17 protein-coding genes and 6 pseudogenes are annotated in these 16,905 nt (G+C 35.9%); 5 read left to right on the top strand and 18 right to left on the bottom strand.

Annotated elements, in window-relative coordinates; translation table 11 throughout:
* Positions 1–5: 5 nt before the first annotated feature.
* From tnpB to AC52J8_RS19090, 5 genes and pseudogenes are all read right to left on the bottom strand, one after another.
* On the bottom strand, positions 6–341 hold the full coding sequence (tnpB, locus tag AC52J8_RS19110; RefSeq protein WP_004691519.1) for an IS66 family insertion sequence element accessory protein TnpB: 336 nt from the start codon (positions 339–341) through the stop codon (positions 6–8).
* On the bottom strand, positions 338–721 hold the full coding sequence (gene tnpA / locus AC52J8_RS19105) for an IS66-like element accessory protein TnpA (protein WP_004762545.1): 384 nt from the start codon (positions 719–721) through the stop codon (positions 338–340). Before tnpA ends, tnpB begins: the two co-directional genes overlap by 4 nt.
* Positions 722–927: 206 nt before the next feature.
* Positions 928–1,473 (bottom strand): annotated as a pseudogene (locus AC52J8_RS19100) (IS5 family transposase); the annotation flags it as partial.
* Positions 1,401–1,607 carry an AAA family ATPase gene (locus tag AC52J8_RS19095; RefSeq protein ID WP_235824376.1) on the bottom strand — a complete coding sequence of 69 codons (207 nt, stop codon included), beginning with the start codon at positions 1,605–1,607 and terminating at the stop codon, positions 1,401–1,403. The gene AC52J8_RS19095 and the pseudogene AC52J8_RS19100, both read right to left, overlap by 73 nt.
* Positions 1,608–1,660: 53 nt before the next feature.
* Positions 1,661–1,789 carry an AAA family ATPase gene (locus tag AC52J8_RS19090; RefSeq protein ID WP_002123981.1) on the bottom strand — a complete coding sequence of 43 codons (129 nt, stop codon included), beginning with the start codon at positions 1,787–1,789 and terminating at the stop codon, positions 1,661–1,663.
* Positions 1,790–1,976: 187 nt separating this feature from the next.
* Here AC52J8_RS19090 and AC52J8_RS19085 point away from each other — a divergent pair, with 187 nt between their 5' ends.
* From AC52J8_RS19085 to AC52J8_RS19075, 3 genes and pseudogenes are all read left to right on the top strand, one after another.
* Positions 1,977–2,297, top strand: a complete 321-nt coding sequence (locus AC52J8_RS19085; RefSeq protein ID WP_004704395.1) for a type II toxin-antitoxin system Phd/YefM family antitoxin — start codon at positions 1,977–1,979, stop codon at positions 2,295–2,297.
* Positions 2,298–2,540: 243 nt separating this feature from the next.
* Positions 2,541–2,762: pseudogene (locus AC52J8_RS19080) on the top strand (type II toxin-antitoxin system RelE/ParE family toxin); the annotation flags it as partial.
* Positions 2,749–3,036, top strand: coding sequence for a helix-turn-helix domain-containing protein (locus AC52J8_RS19075; protein WP_001258992.1), 288 nt, complete (start codon positions 2,749–2,751; stop codon positions 3,034–3,036). The pseudogene AC52J8_RS19080 and the gene AC52J8_RS19075, both read left to right, overlap by 14 nt.
* 283 nt (positions 3,037–3,319) lie before the next feature.
* Here the strand turns inward: AC52J8_RS19075 and AC52J8_RS19070 are convergent, their stop codons facing one another.
* From AC52J8_RS19070 to AC52J8_RS19010, 13 genes and pseudogenes are all read right to left on the bottom strand, one after another.
* Complete coding sequence (locus AC52J8_RS19070; protein WP_005130229.1) at positions 3,320–3,544, bottom strand: hypothetical protein; 225 nt, start codon at positions 3,542–3,544, stop codon at positions 3,320–3,322.
* Positions 3,545–3,582: 38 nt separating this feature from the next.
* Positions 3,583–4,125: pseudogene (locus AC52J8_RS19065) on the bottom strand (DUF4055 domain-containing protein); the annotation flags it as partial.
* A gap of 39 nt (positions 4,126–4,164) precedes the next feature.
* Positions 4,165–5,481 carry a phage terminase large subunit family protein gene (locus AC52J8_RS19060; RefSeq protein WP_032042750.1) on the bottom strand — a complete coding sequence of 439 codons (1,317 nt, stop codon included), beginning with the start codon at positions 5,479–5,481 and terminating at the stop codon, positions 4,165–4,167.
* Positions 5,465–6,006: pseudogene (locus tag AC52J8_RS19055) on the bottom strand (DUF2280 domain-containing protein). The gene AC52J8_RS19060 and the pseudogene AC52J8_RS19055 overlap by 17 nt, the downstream one beginning before the upstream one ends.
* A 59-nt stretch (positions 6,007–6,065) precedes the next feature.
* Positions 6,066–6,707, bottom strand: coding sequence for a putative metallopeptidase (locus AC52J8_RS19050; RefSeq protein ID WP_021511117.1), 642 nt, complete (start codon positions 6,705–6,707; stop codon positions 6,066–6,068).
* Positions 6,676–7,143: a hypothetical protein gene (locus AC52J8_RS19045; protein WP_032042733.1), complete on the bottom strand. Its 468-nt coding sequence runs from the start codon at positions 7,141–7,143 to the stop codon at positions 6,676–6,678. The genes AC52J8_RS19050 and AC52J8_RS19045 overlap by 32 nt, the downstream gene beginning before the upstream one ends.
* A gap of 60 nt (positions 7,144–7,203) precedes the next feature.
* Entirely contained in the window at positions 7,204–7,659 is a 456-nt protein-coding gene (locus AC52J8_RS19040) for a hypothetical protein (RefSeq protein WP_057076637.1), read from the bottom strand.
* Positions 7,660–8,322: 663 nt separating this feature from the next.
* Positions 8,323–8,559 (bottom strand): hypothetical protein, encoded by a 237-nt coding sequence (locus AC52J8_RS19035; protein WP_000152659.1) that lies wholly within the window; start codon positions 8,557–8,559, stop codon positions 8,323–8,325.
* A 192-nt stretch (positions 8,560–8,751) separates the two neighbouring features.
* On the bottom strand, positions 8,752–8,934 hold the full coding sequence (locus AC52J8_RS19030) for a hypothetical protein (RefSeq protein ID WP_004795942.1): 183 nt from the start codon (positions 8,932–8,934) through the stop codon (positions 8,752–8,754).
* A gap of 66 nt (positions 8,935–9,000) precedes the next feature.
* Positions 9,001–9,453: a NinB/YbcN family protein gene (locus AC52J8_RS19025; RefSeq protein ID WP_005071567.1), complete on the bottom strand. Its 453-nt coding sequence runs from the start codon at positions 9,451–9,453 to the stop codon at positions 9,001–9,003.
* Positions 9,454–9,644: 191 nt separating this feature from the next.
* Positions 9,645–12,845, bottom strand: coding sequence for a tyrosine-type recombinase/integrase (locus AC52J8_RS19020; protein WP_005130151.1), 3,201 nt, complete (start codon positions 12,843–12,845; stop codon positions 9,645–9,647).
* Between the two features lie 4 nt (positions 12,846–12,849).
* On the bottom strand, positions 12,850–15,192 hold the full coding sequence (locus tag AC52J8_RS19015) for a hypothetical protein (protein ID WP_130120055.1): 2,343 nt from the start codon (positions 15,190–15,192) through the stop codon (positions 12,850–12,852).
* Positions 15,193–15,204: 12 nt separating this feature from the next.
* A complete protein-coding gene (locus AC52J8_RS19010; protein ID WP_170318196.1) occupies positions 15,205–15,669 on the bottom strand; it encodes a hypothetical protein in 465 nt (154 codons plus the stop codon).
* A gap of 274 nt (positions 15,670–15,943) precedes the next feature.
* Here AC52J8_RS19010 and AC52J8_RS19005 point away from each other — a divergent pair.
* Positions 15,944–16,106: pseudogene (locus tag AC52J8_RS19005) on the top strand (YhfG family protein); the annotation flags it as partial.
* A gap of 12 nt (positions 16,107–16,118) precedes the next feature.
* A pseudogene (locus AC52J8_RS19000) lies at positions 16,119–16,711 on the top strand (putative adenosine monophosphate-protein transferase Fic).
* Positions 16,712–16,905 lie beyond the last annotated feature (194 nt).

The following is a 16,905-nucleotide window of genomic DNA, read 5'->3' as shown; positions in this document are numbered from 1 at the left end:
CCAGTTTAGAGCATCGTCACCACCTGCTGTCGTCCAATGCGCTGCCAAGGTAAACCCTGGATCAGTGCCTGTAACTGTTCCGGACTGATCGCCATGCTTTCACCCTGGTGAACCTGCGCCCAGTGGAATTTTCCCTGTTCCAGCCGCCGGGCACACAGCCAGATGCCCAGTCCATCATGTACCAGCACTTTCATGCGATGGCCACGTTTATTACAGAACAGGTAAGCACAATGCGGTTTAATGTAGCCAAAGGCTCTCACCACCTGAGCCATGATAGTATCCATCCCTGCTCGCATATCCAGAGGTTGGGTAGAAAGCCAGATTTCATCAATGCGGATCATGTTGCAAGTGCCTTGAGTAATTCTGCTAAAGCAGATATTTCTGATACTTGCCATTTCAAGCCAATTTCTGCTTTTGAGTGGGGTAAAGTAATTTGAACCGTTAACATGTCAGTAGGAGTAGGATCTAATGGTGCAGAGCAAGATAAGGCAATAAATGCAGGTTTATTCGGTAGTGGTGAGCGATCATTCCCTGGCTTACCATCAATTAAGCGAATCCATTTGGATACAAGATTTGTATTCAATCCATGTTGCAAAGCGACCGAAGCAATTGAAACGTCCGGTGCTTTACAAGCCTGAACGATCTGCTGTTTAAATTCAGCACTGTATGTTCTTCGTTTTTTCGCAAGAGATGCGATGGATGTCTGGTGATTTGTAGTCATAAATTTTAGTCCCCACTTGTTTTTAAGTGGGGACTAAATTAAGGCTTATAGGATGAATTCATAAGGTGTGTTCAGCGGACGCTTACATAAGAAACAATTCAATAACCTATACTCTTAAACTTTATACTAGTTGAGAAAAATTTACTTTTAATTGGCTTTGTTGCATAAAGGTTTGAAAGATAGAAGCGATCCTAATTGAGCCAAATTCAAGTGACAACTTGGGTGTGAGGGCGCCCCAATTCTGTGAATTTGTTCAAAACGGCTACGCGTGCATGAATCTCATTGACTTGGCTTTGAAAATTTCTCGCACTGAGTTTATCCCCCAATAATTTGATGCAATGCATCTTGGTTTCAACCAAACTTCGCCGATGATAGCCTGACCATTTCTTCCAAATAGTTCTTCCTAAACGTTTAACTGTTCGAAGCAACTCATTGCGTTCTAGCGAGCTCATCTTTTTATCTTTCCATGGCTTCGCATTTTTTCTTGGTGGAATCACTGCATGTGCTTGCCGATCCGCAATGACCTGTCGGCACTGTTTGGTATCATAAGCTCCATCGGTATAGACGGAGTCAACTCTCTCATCTTGTGGAATCTGATCGAGTAAATCACCAAGTACCTGTGAATCACTCACATTGTTGGTTGTGAGCTGAACAGCGCGTATTTGTAAGGTTTTAGCATCTATACCCATATGTAATTTACGCCATTGGCGACGATATTCAGGCTGATGTTTTTTACGCTTCCATTCACCCTCATTTGTGGACGCAATAAAGCAATTTGACCTTCTGCCTCAACTTGATCGTCACCTAGAGTAAAAACTCCTTTAACGGTATTTTCTTGATTGAAATTACGATCAATAAAATCTTTATTATAGACTAGAGTTTTTATTGGTTCTTCACCAAGCCATTGAAGTAAACAATGTGTGTAGCCTAATGGTTGATCTATAATTCTACAATTGTAGTTTTTCCAGACCCATTTGCCCCAAATATAAAATTTATCTGCTTTAAACCATCTAATTGTGTTGGTACACTATAAGTAGCAACATTATTTATATAGACTCCAGTAAGCATAGCTTTCCCTATTTTTAATTTGCACGATTTAAAATTTATTTTTTTAGATTATATAGTTACATACAAATATCATCTACTAATTTTAGAAATATATAATAGCCCCATAATAAATAACGGTCGTTTTCTTACATTCGGAACAATATTCTAAAGTGATTTAATTTTTGCCATCCAGTATAAGGTCTTAGATATGAGTCGATTAACTTTTATAAACGGTGCGATTGTTTCTGCGTCTGATGTTCGCAAATCTTGGAGCAAAATTGTTCAATGTGTCAAAGAAAGTCATAAACCTGTTTTTGTTTATACGAAGAATACGCCCGAAGCTGTTGTTCTGAGTTTTGAAGAATTTCAAAACATGCAGGAAATTGTTGAAGCCGTCCGGCGTGAACAGCTAGGACAACAAATGGTTTATGATCTTTTGGATATTAATCAGCTCACTGGTCAACCGATCAAACACATGCTTTTGAACCACAAAGGTGTATTTGAAGAAGTAAATGGACAAGAAAAATAGCTTTTGAGGATATTAGCGGATTCGAGATTAGAGACAAGCTGATTTAAAAGTCATCTTATATTTATATTCGTTGCACAATGAGCTTTGATTTTCGTGAAATAATAGGAAGTGAAAACATTTTCGTAAGTTAACTAGCCCTGATGACATAGAGTTGACTAAGTTTATTGAAAATTACAAAGAACGCTTGGATGTCTATAGAACTATATTAAATAATGCACTGGGTAAAGTAATAGACTCACCCCCGGCGCAAACTTAGGAGAATCTCACACATTACCAATGAGTAAAGGACTATTTGAGTTGCGCTTAAAATCTCAAGAAGGTATTGCTCGTGTTATGTATTGCACACTAGTCGGTAAACGCATTGTAATGCTCCATAGTTTTGTTAAGAAAACCCAAAAAACACCTAAGCAAGATCTAAACCTAGCACTTGACCGCATGAAAGAGGTGAAAAATGCGAACACATGAAGAAATGAAAGCACTTGCATTATCTCGTTCAGCAGTGCGTACCGAATACGAACGAATTGAACGTGAAGAAATGCCCTTGCTCGATATGGTACTTACTGCACTTCGAGAGGCAGGTCTATCCCAAGCGCAAATCGCGGAACGCATGGGAACAAATGTACCTGCCGTTTCACGGCTAGAAAAAGCATTGATCACAGGCAAACCATCACCATCTATTGCCACATTGCAAAAATATGCTGCGGCAATTGGTAAACATGTTGAAGTGCGTTTTGTCTAAATAAAAAAGCACCCTAGGGTGCTTTTTACCAATTCACTAATCAATCAACTTTACACATTTAGCAACAACATCCTGTGCCTATAGACCCTTATCTTTGAAATTACTGTTATACGCACGATCAATATCTCTTAAGCCTTCTTGAATTTCTGCCTTTGATGCATTTTTGTCTGTTAGTATTTCATTCCTTAAGCTTTCCTTGGAAACCCCTTTAAGCCTTGCATCCATTATAAGAGACTGATTATATGCATCCTTTACACACTCATTGCGCTATTTTAAAGATAATTTATTTGGAGTGCAGTGTGCTTCCCAAATTATTGCAAATTGAATAACCACCGTAGCTATTCTTAGAATTTACCTCTCCGCAATATCCTTTTATATTTTGGAATTGGGCTGAATCAGAATCTTTTAAGGTGCTTAAGATAGCTTCTTTTGACTCTTTTTCCACCTTTGAGCAACCATTAATCCCTACCAAACCAAGAACTAAGCTTAAAAAAATAATCTTTTTCATATAATATCAACACCTTAAAATTAGCTAATAATCCTGTTATGGCCAAATTCATCTTCACTATTATCAAATTGCTCCACGAGCACCAAAAGCTTTAAATCTTTTCGCCCACCAATGCTGTTTTCCTTCCAGTTAATGATTGAAAGCGCCTCATAAAGCGCAAAGTAAGGAACCCCATTGGAATCAACATCCACTAGCAAACCACAACGACCAAATACTAGAAGTTCAAGACAAATTCTAATGAAGAGCTGTTTAAGGCCAAATCCATCATTGGTTGCATTCTCTATTAAACCCTTTAACAGAGAACTCTCAATTACGATGTTAGGTTCCAGCTTTGAAAATAAACCAATCATCGTGCGTAATGAATCCTGAACCCATAATGGATACTGAGCGCGACTTAGATAGGCTTTATAAATCTCTCCAGTCGTATCTCCTTGCTTTTCAGCCTCAATCATTCCGGCCGATTTAGCTAGGTATTTAGTTTGTGCATGTTTAATTTGCTCTTCACCTGCTACGGCGTCACGCATAACCAACCAGCTTTTTTGTGCAGCAATATACTGCGGATGTTTATCAGTAACTGCCATAAAAACACCAATAAAAAATCACCTGTAAAGGTGCATTGTTTAAGACATCCCGCGAATTCTTCGAACTCCAACAGATTTCTTGTCGATCGGGAATAAATAAGCGATTGGATATGTACCTGCATCATTCATATGGTCAAAACCGGCACTCTTATCCGGCTGTCCATAATCATCATAGATTCGTCGCTCTAGGCATTTAGCAAAGTGAGGACATTTATCTACATTTACGAATAATCTGCGCTCAGATAATGTATTGCAGAGCATACCGTTCATTGAGTTAATACGATCTTTTACTGCTGGATTTCGACTATTCACATGAACTTTAAAACCTGCCTTTCTTAATAAAGCCAGATCTGTCTCACTAGCATTACTCGACTTTCGATTCTCACCTGAAGCATCGGGATAAACTGCAACCTCGTGATTAGGATATCGCTCTTGGATAGCCTCAATCATTGCTGGAGTATCGAATAGATTAAAGAACTCATCTACCGCATGCATATGCTCACCACGGCGAACATATACCACAGCAGCCATTTTAGTTACGTTGAAGTCCATTCCCACATGAAGAACATCATTAACCTTAACTGTTTCACTTGATGCACTTAGCAACCGGTTAAAACAATAGTAGATGACACCTTGATAGCTCTCAAAGCTTGCTTCATGTTCCTGACTAAATGTCTTAGGATCCATTTTGCGTTTAGCAACAATGATTTCAAACTCAGGAATATTTCCACCTTGTAATGAAGTGTAAGAAAAGCTTTTACAGTCTGGTTCATGCCCTGGCTGACCATCCATGAATGTGTCATAACAATGGTTAAAGCCTTTAGGCATACCAATTCTTAAAACATGGCCACCAACTCGCTGTTCGCCGTTCACCATATACTTACAGGTAGAAAGCATCGGGCGAAGCACTTCTTCCCATGCAGCCCATTTACAGTCGGCCCATTCATCAATAATTAAGAAAAATAAACCAGATCCACGAAGGTCATCATAGTTATCTAGACCAACGACACGGATAATATGGCCACTTCTTAAAGTAATTGAACATTCAGTTTCATTAGGCTTACCAGCTCGCCAAGATGCTGGAATAGCTTGTTTTAGTCGCTTCCAGAAAACCCGTTTTGCTTGCTTAAAGGTAGGCGCTGCATACCAGATTTCATCCTCTACCGAAACATTCCATTTAGCCGCTAGTCTTGCGGCTCTTCGCATTTCCGCTTTGGCCAAGAATGTTTTACCGAAACGTCGGCCACAAACAGCATCACGTAATCGGGCTTCTTTTTGCCAGCCCCACAAATAAATATTGGCTTGCTTAGGCGTTAATTGAACTGAACCTTCTGGAGGATTAAAGCATTGGCTCATTTGGTATCTCCTCATCAGGATTCAGCACAAGCTTGTAATCCTCTTCAGGTGGATTTACCTCACGTTGTAACTTCAGAAGTTCAAGTTTTTTAATCTCAAGTTCTACTTCAGCTTTAGTTTGGTTCGCTTCAGAATTACCACCTTTATTATTTTGTTCCCCCTTCTTCTCATAAAACCCTTTCATGATCTTTTGTATTTGGTCCACGATCTTAATTGTCATGGTCACATTGTTTTTTTAGTCCAAAGCAAATCACTTAAAATCTTCAACTGAACAATGTCATTTGCTCCACTGATTTTATTTAGTGGCTGACTCAAATACTCTTCCCGTGTATTTTCGAAAATTTCTTTGAGTTCCTTACTTAAATCTCTCCCAGCAAACTTTGTAGGGTTATATGACTCTACCTGCTGTCTCGAAACATCAATGTCAAATTCCTCCTTGACGAGACTTACTGTTTCTTGAGGGGTGTTAAACACAGCAAGCGATTGTACAATAAAGAGTTTCTGCTTTTTGTTTAATGTCGCCATTTCTCTCTATCCGTCAAGGTACGTCAAGGAAACATGGCAAAAAAAATGAGCCAAAAGGCTCAGGTAATTACACAGTTTCCACAGCATTTAGAAATATCTAAATCAGAAACAAACGGCGGGTTTTTAGCGACTTCAACAAGCCGCTTAACACTGTCATTAGCTCCCCAGCGCTTAACAACACCGATGAACTCTTCCACATCGTGGCCAGCTAAATAGTGCTTTGGTAAGCCAGTATGATCGCTGTAAATAATCTCACCGTCCGAATCTCGCTCTACACCAATGTGATAGAGCTCATGTTCAAACAAAGCACAAAACTCGTTATCGTTTGCCTTTTCACAAAAGCTTGCATCGATAGTGATTAAGTAAATTGGAACAAAACCGAACCAATCACGCATTTGCTGCTCTTGACGGGCTTTCTTCCAGCCGCCTTGTTGAAACATAACCTTTTCACATTGGCCGAGCACCATGCGCTTAGTTCTCGTATAAGCAGTAGAAGCCCATGCAGAAGCCAAAAACCCCTCATTGTCATGAAGCATCTCAGCGATATGGTCATGATCTGGATTATGTAAAGGTCCACCAAGTGTAAGAAAATTAGCAACTACCCAATTTTTTAAATCAGACGCAGGTACTATGCGAATCGCTTCCTCTTCATCTGCTTGGTCAATAAAATCAGTTGGAGGAAATGGTGTGATCTGATCCATTAAATATTTGCCTCTTTAAATTTTTTAGCCATTCACTAGCGTATTCAGTCCGTAACTGCAAAGGTCCAGACTCATCAATGCAGCATCTTGAAGCTGTCTCTATGCGAACTACGGTGTAGCCCATCTCTTCAGCCACATCGTAACGATCAAGACTACAAGCTTTATTTTTAAGTTTGCCCTTTCGTCCACCTGACCAGGGACCGCCAGCAATTTCAACTAAAATACGATGTTCAATTAAATGAAAATCAAAACGCCAATGCTTTGTTGATTTAAACTGGAATTTCTTTTCGTATTTAATTTCCAGATTGTCTAAAGCTTCAGTAAATTCTTCCTCTGCCTCTAAGTACTTTTGAGTAGCTTTAGGTAGCGGTCTGGATTTAGGCTTGGTTTTAGGTTCTTTTTTCCGAGTAAGCCAAAAGTATTCTGTAGAATCCATAATTCTTACCCATAAAAAAACCGCCCTTAGGCGGTGGCTAAACTCACAGGCAATATAGTATTACTTCTTAAAAGTTGCCTTATAAAGCTTTGAATTAAAGTAATCCGTAATTTCTTTACCTTCGGTTTGAATTTTTTCCTCATTTAAGGGTAAAAAATCTAATTCATATTTCAAGCTCATATACTCTGGAATAAATTTCTTTATAGGCGGAGGTGGTTTAGGTCCACCTTCTGTAATTTTTTCGATAAATCCAGCTAACCATAAAATATACTCACCTTCTGAATTATGAGGAGGAATCAAACTCACATCTATTTTTACTTTACATTCATCTAATGGTCTACTGAACAATTCAACAAAATCAATAAAATTATATTTTAATTTAAATTCTGTTCCCTCAATTTCTCTGCGTATACATGTCATAAGTAAGTTCATATTTTCAATACAGTCATGTGAAAACAATTCCTCATCTTTAATTTTGTTATAAATATTTTCCGCAAACATGAGACACTGTGGCATTTCAGCAGCTCCTCATTTTTATAAAGTATTTTTCTTAAGGTAGTCCTATTATAACAATGTTGCAACAAGAAATTTTCCATTTTTAGTTTAAGGAAATTTTAAAAATTATAAAAACGATTATATTCAATAAATTAGTACGAATAAAAGCTATGGAAGTTTGATTTTTCTATTGAGCTTTAAAATGGATTATTGTGTTTAAATCATCAATTTAAAAAGCTTGCCTAGTAGGCAAGCTCCCCCTTTTTGATATTTGCGCTGATCAACAAGGTTTAGTGTTACCTACAGCAACACACTGATAATACAGAAATATTTAAAAATAAAAAAGCCCACTTCCTATTTTTATTCAGAAATGGGCTTAGCGAAAAAAAACGCTTAGACCTGAAATAGGAAATATCTATTCGGAAATATCTCCAACTTCATATTGGCATAATATTTAAGCACTAGCAATAGGGATTGAATTAAAAATATTAAATATTCATATTTAAATAGATAAAGATTTCTTTTTTTTAAATGGTTTTATTTTTAGCCTACATAATTTTTTTACTTATCAAGACTTATAAAGAATATGTGCCCATCAATAGGTAATACTTAATGAGGTCTTATGTGCAGTAACCATTAGGCTCTAGAGAGTAAGAACTCAAACTGACTAAAAATAAAAAATAATTAATTTTCAATATTAATGATCATATACTGCAAAGTTATGTATATTCCAACTTCTCCATTGTTGAGTGCCTCATATAAGTCTTCATCAACGAAATCTCCAGATTCATCATATAGCCATTTATGAATTTGAATAATTTGTATATTCCCTTTTTTGTCTATTCTTGCTATTGGGTCTATTACGGAACGAACTATCACCTTCTTCTTCGTCTCAACATCAAGCAATGTGATAATTGTCATTTTAAAATCCTTATAAATATCCTGTATAACAACTACGCTCAATCAATAAAGATTTTTATATTTAAATTACTCAAATAGCAATCTTTTCAATCTAAAAAATAAATAAAAAACACTTTAATAGTATGTGCCTATTAGAAAAGGTACCTTAAATATTCTACTAGCAATAAAAAACCGCTTTAAGGGCGGTTCATATTATTCATCAATCTGATCATGCAGTTTTTTGATAAACTCTATAAGCTTTTCTTTACTTGCATCATTAATTGCAACTAAACCAGTACTTGCTGCATTATTTAAAACCGCTACTGTTATATCGCTTTTCGCTTTGATTTTCGCACTTTCAACCACCGCATCATATTCAATATTATTCATTACCATTTGTTAGTTTCTCATTTTATAAAGTGAGAGACATTAATAATATGAAATCAGCAACTATTCAAGCACCTACTTAAGATCATCAGGCGTTTCCAAATAACACCCGTTTTTATTACAGAAAGCATGAATGTCGTTTAAGTATTCGGTTAATTGAACTGTACTTGCGTCTGTAGTGCTCATTAGCTCACATAGGCCACTTGCTACATCTTGGTAGAGAGGATGCTTAGAATCTTTCAACTCTCTTACAGCCTTGAATGTTTTCTTGTATTGGCCAACGTCATCGCAATCATAGATTTTTGCTAAGAAGTTTTTCTTAAAGAACAGATGCTCGTAATCTTTATCTTTACCTTGACGTTTAGCCCATTGATTAAGCCACATCCAGTACAAACGGTTTTGAGCCTTCGAACGATCTTTCTCTTGTGGTGCGATCAATACAACTAACGGCTTCCCTTCATTCGCTGCCTTAGCATGATTCACATTAAGAAAGTTAGTTACTGGTGAAATGTCGCAATAAAAAACCACCCGTGGGTGGCTTGATTTTTTTTGATAAATTAATCAACAGCTCAAAAATGGGTAACTGTCAGATCGAGTTTGGACTACAACACTTTAGCTCATCGATTTACCAAAGCGCTAATCTTCACACTATTGTTTAAAATCCAGTAATCAAACTGTGATGCTAAAACTTTTAAATTCCCCTTTTTAAGCTGCTTAGGCTATTTTAACCAAAGTTCATCTTCTTGCATGATTTTTAACATTAAATTAAATATAACCAGTAGAGTAACATTTTTTTTATTATGGCCAACAACTCTTTGAAAACTAAATTTAACTGTTCTCTCAAGCACTTCCAGATTGACTGGATAATTCTGTTTGTCTAAATTTAGGTGATCTCCAATAATTGGCTCTATACCAGCAATAAAATTAGCAATTTGTTGCTCATCATCTTTCTTTATGCATTGAAAATGTAGAAAGTTTTTACGTAATTTTCCAAATAATAATAATACCTTAAGTGCATTGACCACGTTCAACTCTTTAGGTATATCTTTCCCCTTATCATGTTGGTTATGCAAATCAAGGAGAGGAATTATTTCATCAGAACGTTTCAGTTTCTTAGCTTTGTCGTAAAGCTCATCAAACCAACCCCCATCTAAATTTTTATTACTAACATATTTCGTTTTTAAATTAAAATTTTTGGGGTCCATCCATTTAGTGCTCATAAATTGACATCGCTGCATCCATTCTTGTGCTTGAATATCTTCGCTTGAACGGCCATCTCTTAAACTTATCAAACGTTGAAAAGGCGTCAGAGTACTCTTCTCGATACTAAACTTCTTTTCTTGTCGACCAGCAATCATAACTGGCTGTGTTTGCTGATAAGAGTTAAACCATTTCTGCTGCTGAGTATAACGATTTAAGTTTATGTACTCTGTACTTGAATTCACTGGACCAAAACACTGTTCTAGGACTTTTTTTGAAATGATACACGGCGAATTGTAAATTCGATCGACTGCTAATAAATCCAAAACATGAAGATAATTTGAAGCCGTTTGTTCAATACTGCTATGCCCCATCCAAGAGGCAAGCACCTGCCATTTATGTTGAATAATCTCTTCATGAGCACGTGCTTTAACACCAAACAATAAATCACGCATCTTTTTTGCTTTTACCCAAGGACAATCTGTATATGTTTTAATCATTTCTTTTGAGCCCAGCAAAGTTATTGCTAGATAGTTAGCAGCACTGTGGCGCAACGTATGAAAACTAAAGCCATGATGCATACCTAATATTTGGTTAAACAACTCTACTGTAATTTTGCTGATACATTGATCAGTTAATACACGATGATTAACACTAAAAAGTAGATCATCCTGCTGATTAAACAAATATTGTTCATAACGATGTTGTATGTAATGTTGTACTACTAAAAACTCATGTTCTGACAAGGCAATTTTCAATGGTATTTGACGATTTGCACTTTGCGTTTTCAGACGGCGATATGAATTGTTCTGAATATGAAGCGTGATATTATTAAAAGCTGTATTTTCTTTTTCTTTATAAAGTAACTCTGGGCAAATAATATCTTGTATTTTAAGACAACGAACTTCATTTAATCGGAGTCCAGTTCTATAACTCAGTAAATACATCAGCTTTAAACAACTCAGATGATCGACCCACTCTGATGCCGTTGGCTCTTGACTTAAATGTTCTAGTTTTTCCAATAGCTTGCCAAATAACAAAGGGCTTACTAGGCGTGCATTGCAAATTTGTAAATGTTTAAAACTTGAATTCTGTAACACCAATACCTCTGGTGCATTAAAATTATCTATACAAAATTGATGAAAATCTTTTAGGCGACCAAAACGGTATTCTGCTGTTTGGTGCATCTTACGAGAGGTTTTTCCTTTAACAGCTTCACGTTGAGTTGCTTGTGCATCTCGTTCACTGCTATATTTCAACAACTGTCGATATAAATCTTCATAATCATCAATGGATTGTTGCTTTAAATCCAATTTATTAAGCCAAATTTCAAATATAAATTCTTTAGCAAATGATCCTAAGTAGCTTTCAATAGTTGATAATTGAAGCCCTCTTTTTTTTAAATGCACTAACCAGTGAATTAAGCGTAATTGGGCTTCAATTAAAGACTTTTCTTCCGTATTTGCATCACGCATCTTCTCCTCTAACACCCTTCTGATTTCTTGCCAAAAACGTAGCGTGCGTTCTTCTTTATTCCTCTTTTTATCTAAGCGCTCAACTTTTTGACCTTTACGTTTCTTTTGATCAAACAACATCAACTCATACGGAATCGTTTGTAATTTGCTTTGAGCTGTCAGAACTTCAGGATGTAACTGCTCTTGTTCAAAATGAATAGGGCTATTCTCTAGTTCCATGACTTGATTACGTTCATTACTCCATAGCAATCTAAATTCGGATGGCCGTAAGGCGACAGTATTAATCTCTTGCTGAAGTACATTACTTAAAAATATATCTAGGCTAAGGTTTGGATTAAATTCAAGTACCATTTGCACATCATTAAATGCACGAAATCCACGGCGTTTAATTTGATATTGCAGATAGCCCAAACTTTTGTTTCGTCCCATGCGACTCAAGCTTTCCAGAATACAATCTTCAATTGATTGTTGCAGACGATATTCTTTATGAGTAGCTTTCAACTTTTTTAAATATTGCAAGATGAACTGAGCATATGAGTTAAAAAAAACATGCTTCCATTGGTACAACTTTCTCTGTTCTACATCGTTGCCATATTGAGAGTTTTCAACACGATAATGTAGTAACAATGGATTAGTGATTTTTTTGTAGTCCGAATGGTATAACCGAAAACAATTCAGATCTGTACCAAGCTCAACGGCCTCCTGCAATTGCTGCTGAATAGCAACCAGATGCTGTTCATCTGCACAGCCTGAAATATATATAAAACTTAAGCATAAATCCCCCCACAAATATTTAGGGTCATCCCAATATCCAAGTGAATCTTTCCAATATGCTTTCAAAGCGTTGAGTACCTGGGCATGTAACTGCCCTTGTTTTAACCGTGACTCCGTACTCTCAATTTTTCTAGGCAGTACGATCCGTTTAGTATGTGGATTTAGCCTAATTCTGTATGATTTTTTATCTACATTCTGGTTGAATTGCCTTCTTCTTTTATTAAATTCATCTTCAGTAAATTGCATCAGTTTAGATTGTTCATCTCGGCTCAATTTTTGACTCAAACAATCAATACTATCTTTAATGTCATGCCATTTTTCGGCGATCTGCTGATCAAGTTTTTGCTGCATGTCTTGCGTCAATACTTCAGGTAAAGAAGGCTGTCTTTCTTGCGACTTTTTCACCAATTTCTGAATATCAACAAATAGACCGTCTAGTTGTGGTTTTATTAGTTCTTTGATTTTTTGCATACAACTATTTTCGCTCTAAGTGTTTAATCGATAAAGATTTGACATTATCTTGCAATTGCTGGCGGGCTTGCTGTACATAGACATTCGGAATAAGTGAAGAATACGGATGAAAAGCCTCTCGGTCACGTTGGTCATGACCATAAAGAGCCTGAATTAAATGGAATGCTAAAGCAGTTTTTTTTTCTTCTTTTTCTTCTGCATACATCAAAAAATTCATATCAAAATGACGTAACCAATTCGAATACATATTCTTTGGAAAGATTCCTTCCATATATAAATTTACCCAGTTTCGAGATAAAGGGATTAACTTAACTTTCCTGCTCTGCCACTCTTTGACAGTTATCGGCAAGATATCTTTACTATCAATGACCTTTCCGAATAAGTCATTGAGCGCAATTTTTTTCTTTGCAAATACTTGTTTTAAAAGTGGGCTATACAGTTCAATTATTTGTTTTAAAAATACAGTGTAATTTTGCAGTGCTTTTAAGAAGAAATCGGATAGCGGGATAAATCGTCCATCCTTTCTTACCTTGCTATTCTTTTTATCGTTTACATATAGAATTTTAAGCTCAAAACAATAATCTTCCAAATTCCCCAACAGATTTTTATTAGGCCGTCTGGCCATGCTTAGCAAGCTAACATGCCACATCCAACACGCGTATGCATTCAATTGATTAATGATATGTTGATCTTTTTGAATATTTTCTTGGCAATGTCTATGTAAAAAAGCAAATTGCTCTTTCACAAAACTGGGTTCAAGTGCCAGTTGACTCCCTACCCTCCCTTTAGATGCAGATTGCACTTTGAATTGTTGTTGTAATATTTTGAGTTCAGCCGTGTCTTCTGTAAGTTCCTTAGAATGTGGTGTAAGTGCTGATTCTAAAAAAGCTAAATAGCTGCTATCAAGCTGAGCTTTGGGAAGTCCTCCGTAATAAATACCTGGCACATTATGCTTGATATCCCGCCTCGCAATCACATGAGTAAGATATTCATTATAGGTTTCATAATATATATGAAAATATAATTGGGCCTGAAGTTTTTCAACGGTGATAGTACCCACAAACTGATTAGCAAACCACTTCTTAAGTTCGGAATTAATATCTCCTGAAGAGATCTTTGGATTCGATGCTTGTTCTATGTAGTCAAACCATGCCGCCGGTAGATGTAGTTGGTGAGTCATCTCTTCATTCCAACGCACAGGCTTTAAACTCTTAATTTTCTGCTCGGTAACTTTCAAATTTAAATTAAGTAAATATTCCCGTCGTTTTCTTGAACCATTCTGGATCAAAACACCATCTTGTATGAGCTCGTTAAAATCCATCAGTGCTATGGGAGATAATCCAGTCAAAAGTGACAATAAACATGCGGCAGCGATTGCAGCATTATCCCAGTCCGCATTTAACTCAGTTCTCAACACATAAACAATTTGCTTCAGTACATCTGGTGCTAAATAATGAGGATTTGTAATAAATGGCACATGACGGCGTTGGCGATGCCGCGTGTAATACGCAGTATAATCACTAATTAAATGATTAAAATTTTTAGTTTTTTCATCTTCTGAGTATAATTCTACTTCAATGTCCAATAACTCAATTTCACCATCTTCATCTTTGTGAAGAGAGGCATCATAAAAACTGATCTTTGCGTTATGTCCGATATCTTCATACTTACCAGATTTTATTTCACGAAATTTTTTGAGTTCAATTTTAGTTGGCCATTTCAAAACTTTGCTTTTTTTTGACTTACGCTGACGATGAACAACACGACGATCATCAAGTCTTTTAAAAATTATTAATAGAGCCGATAAATACTCTATGACTTGTACTTTTTTGAAATTTTTAATATTAAAAAGTTGATTACGATCCTCTTTTTTCAAATTACGTTCGTACGTGACATAACAATTTAGCAGCTTACTACATTCATGAAATAATTCAGCATTATTAGAATCCAGCACATATCGTGAGACATAGCGTAGGAGGTCACAAACATGTTTTTGCTTATTCTCAGCTTTAGCAATTTTTGCAAATTCTTGATACTGCCGATATGTTAAAAAACTCGCTTGTAGAATCAAATAACGTTGCGATGACAGCTCTTGTGTATTACTAGTATCTGGACATGCAAAATAACTTAAAGAAGCTAGAAAATAATATTTACCTAATTGTCTAGAGCTAGATATATAGCCATATATCTGTTGCGCTTCCTTATATAGAGCGTGGGCTTTTTCACGTAAATCATCTGATAGATCGACAAATTGTGTATTCACAACATCATCATGTAATAGACAATAATCTTGTTTAAATTTTTCTGCTAAATCTAAGAATTGCTCTTCTGTTTTAATCTTTGGCATATTCGCTTTCGCTTAATTTTTTATCAAATTGCATTGGTTAAATTCATTACGATCTGAACAATTTTGTAAAAGTTGATCTTTGATTGGACTTTTTGTCAGCTTAAAAAATCTAGCAAAAAATTTAGCATCTAGCTCTTTCTGAGCTTTTCTCTCAAAGCATAAGTGTTGCTGTGATTTTTCGATAAAATCATCAAGATTATGTATCAACTGTAAGATTGCAACATAATTAGAATGTACACGTAAGCATGGCTCCGTTTGCATTAATAGCAATATTTTTTGCCAAATTTTCACATAGATTATTTTGAACTTTGCTTGTACTACTACTTTCTGACTCTGTTTAATCTTTTTGATTTTCAGTAGTTCTGAGTTAATTTTTACTATCTTAAATTGAACATTTTGTCGCTCAAAGCAAAAGGGCATGATAAATTGCCCCATAAATATCTCTATATTTTTTACTAAGTAGTCAAATTTTAACATTTTTATCGATATAAAAAATGAGCATATCTTTTTATATGAAAATACATTTAATCTATCAACTAAATTTTCTCAAAATTACAATTATCAACAAATACATATGGTTTACTTATCATGGGTCGCCTAAATTTTAAAAATTCTTCCACTTTTTTTTAGTTTTCTGTTATTACATGAAACAATACCGTTGTATTACATTTTGAAATGCTTTGTATGCAGCATTGATCAAAAAGATTCTCTGCTATACTTACTTCACGTGTAGCATCAATGGAGTTTCGAATTGCTCAGAACCACTGAACAGAAAAAAATATATTCAAGCGACACGTGTGCAAAACTATCAAGCCAGCCTAAAGCTTGAAGGCATTACAACGACAGCTCAAACAACTCAACAAAGTAAAGCTGAAATCTTGCAAAAATATAAGAAGTATTCGCAACCCGAAACGTTAGTCAGGTACATGTATGGGGAAATGGGTGACAGCCTGTATTGTTACCCTGGCACAAATATCCTAAAGAACAAACTCAATATTCGTGATGAACAAATTTTAGAACAAGCTGAACTAGCACTGTCTGGATTGGCAAGTAACTTAATTGAATATGCTGAACCACCTTACGACTTACAATACTTAAAAATTAATTCATGCGCAGCTCTCTGGCGACTTATACGACTGGGCAGGAAAGTTAAGACAAATCGTATTTCCAAAGGTGACACCCGTTTTTGTAATTTTTTCCCGTATTGAAATTGAAACCAATAAATTACTTAAATCAATTCAAGAAAAAAAAGTACTTTCAAGGCTTAGCACCGCAACAACTAATTCCTCAACTTGCCGACTTGTATTGTGAGCTTAATGTCATACACCCATTCCGTGAAGGTAATGGACGTACACAACGGATTTTCTTTGAGCATCTGATTGCTCATTGTGGTTATGGTATTGATTGGTCTCGCATTGACTCTCAACAACAATGGATTCAAGCCAATATTGAAGGTTTTTATGGTAATTTAAATCCATTAATTCAGATTTTTGAAATATGCTTTATTCAAAATACCTAAAATTTAAGTAGTCAGAGCCCACAATCCTTAATGAGCCATCATCTTTGCTTCAATCCACTGATTAATTTCCCAAATAAACCAACAAACACGATTCTTAAAAATCTTAATACTCTTCGGGTAATTTAGGATCGTAATATGCAGATTACTTATCCAGAATTGAATAGATCGTTAACTTAGATAGACCTTTAAGCAAT

This window comes from Acinetobacter sp. S-1 (genome assembly GCF_059579785.1).
Note: the sequence above shows the minus strand (reverse complement) of the source record. Positions and strands in the feature narration are given on the sequence as shown.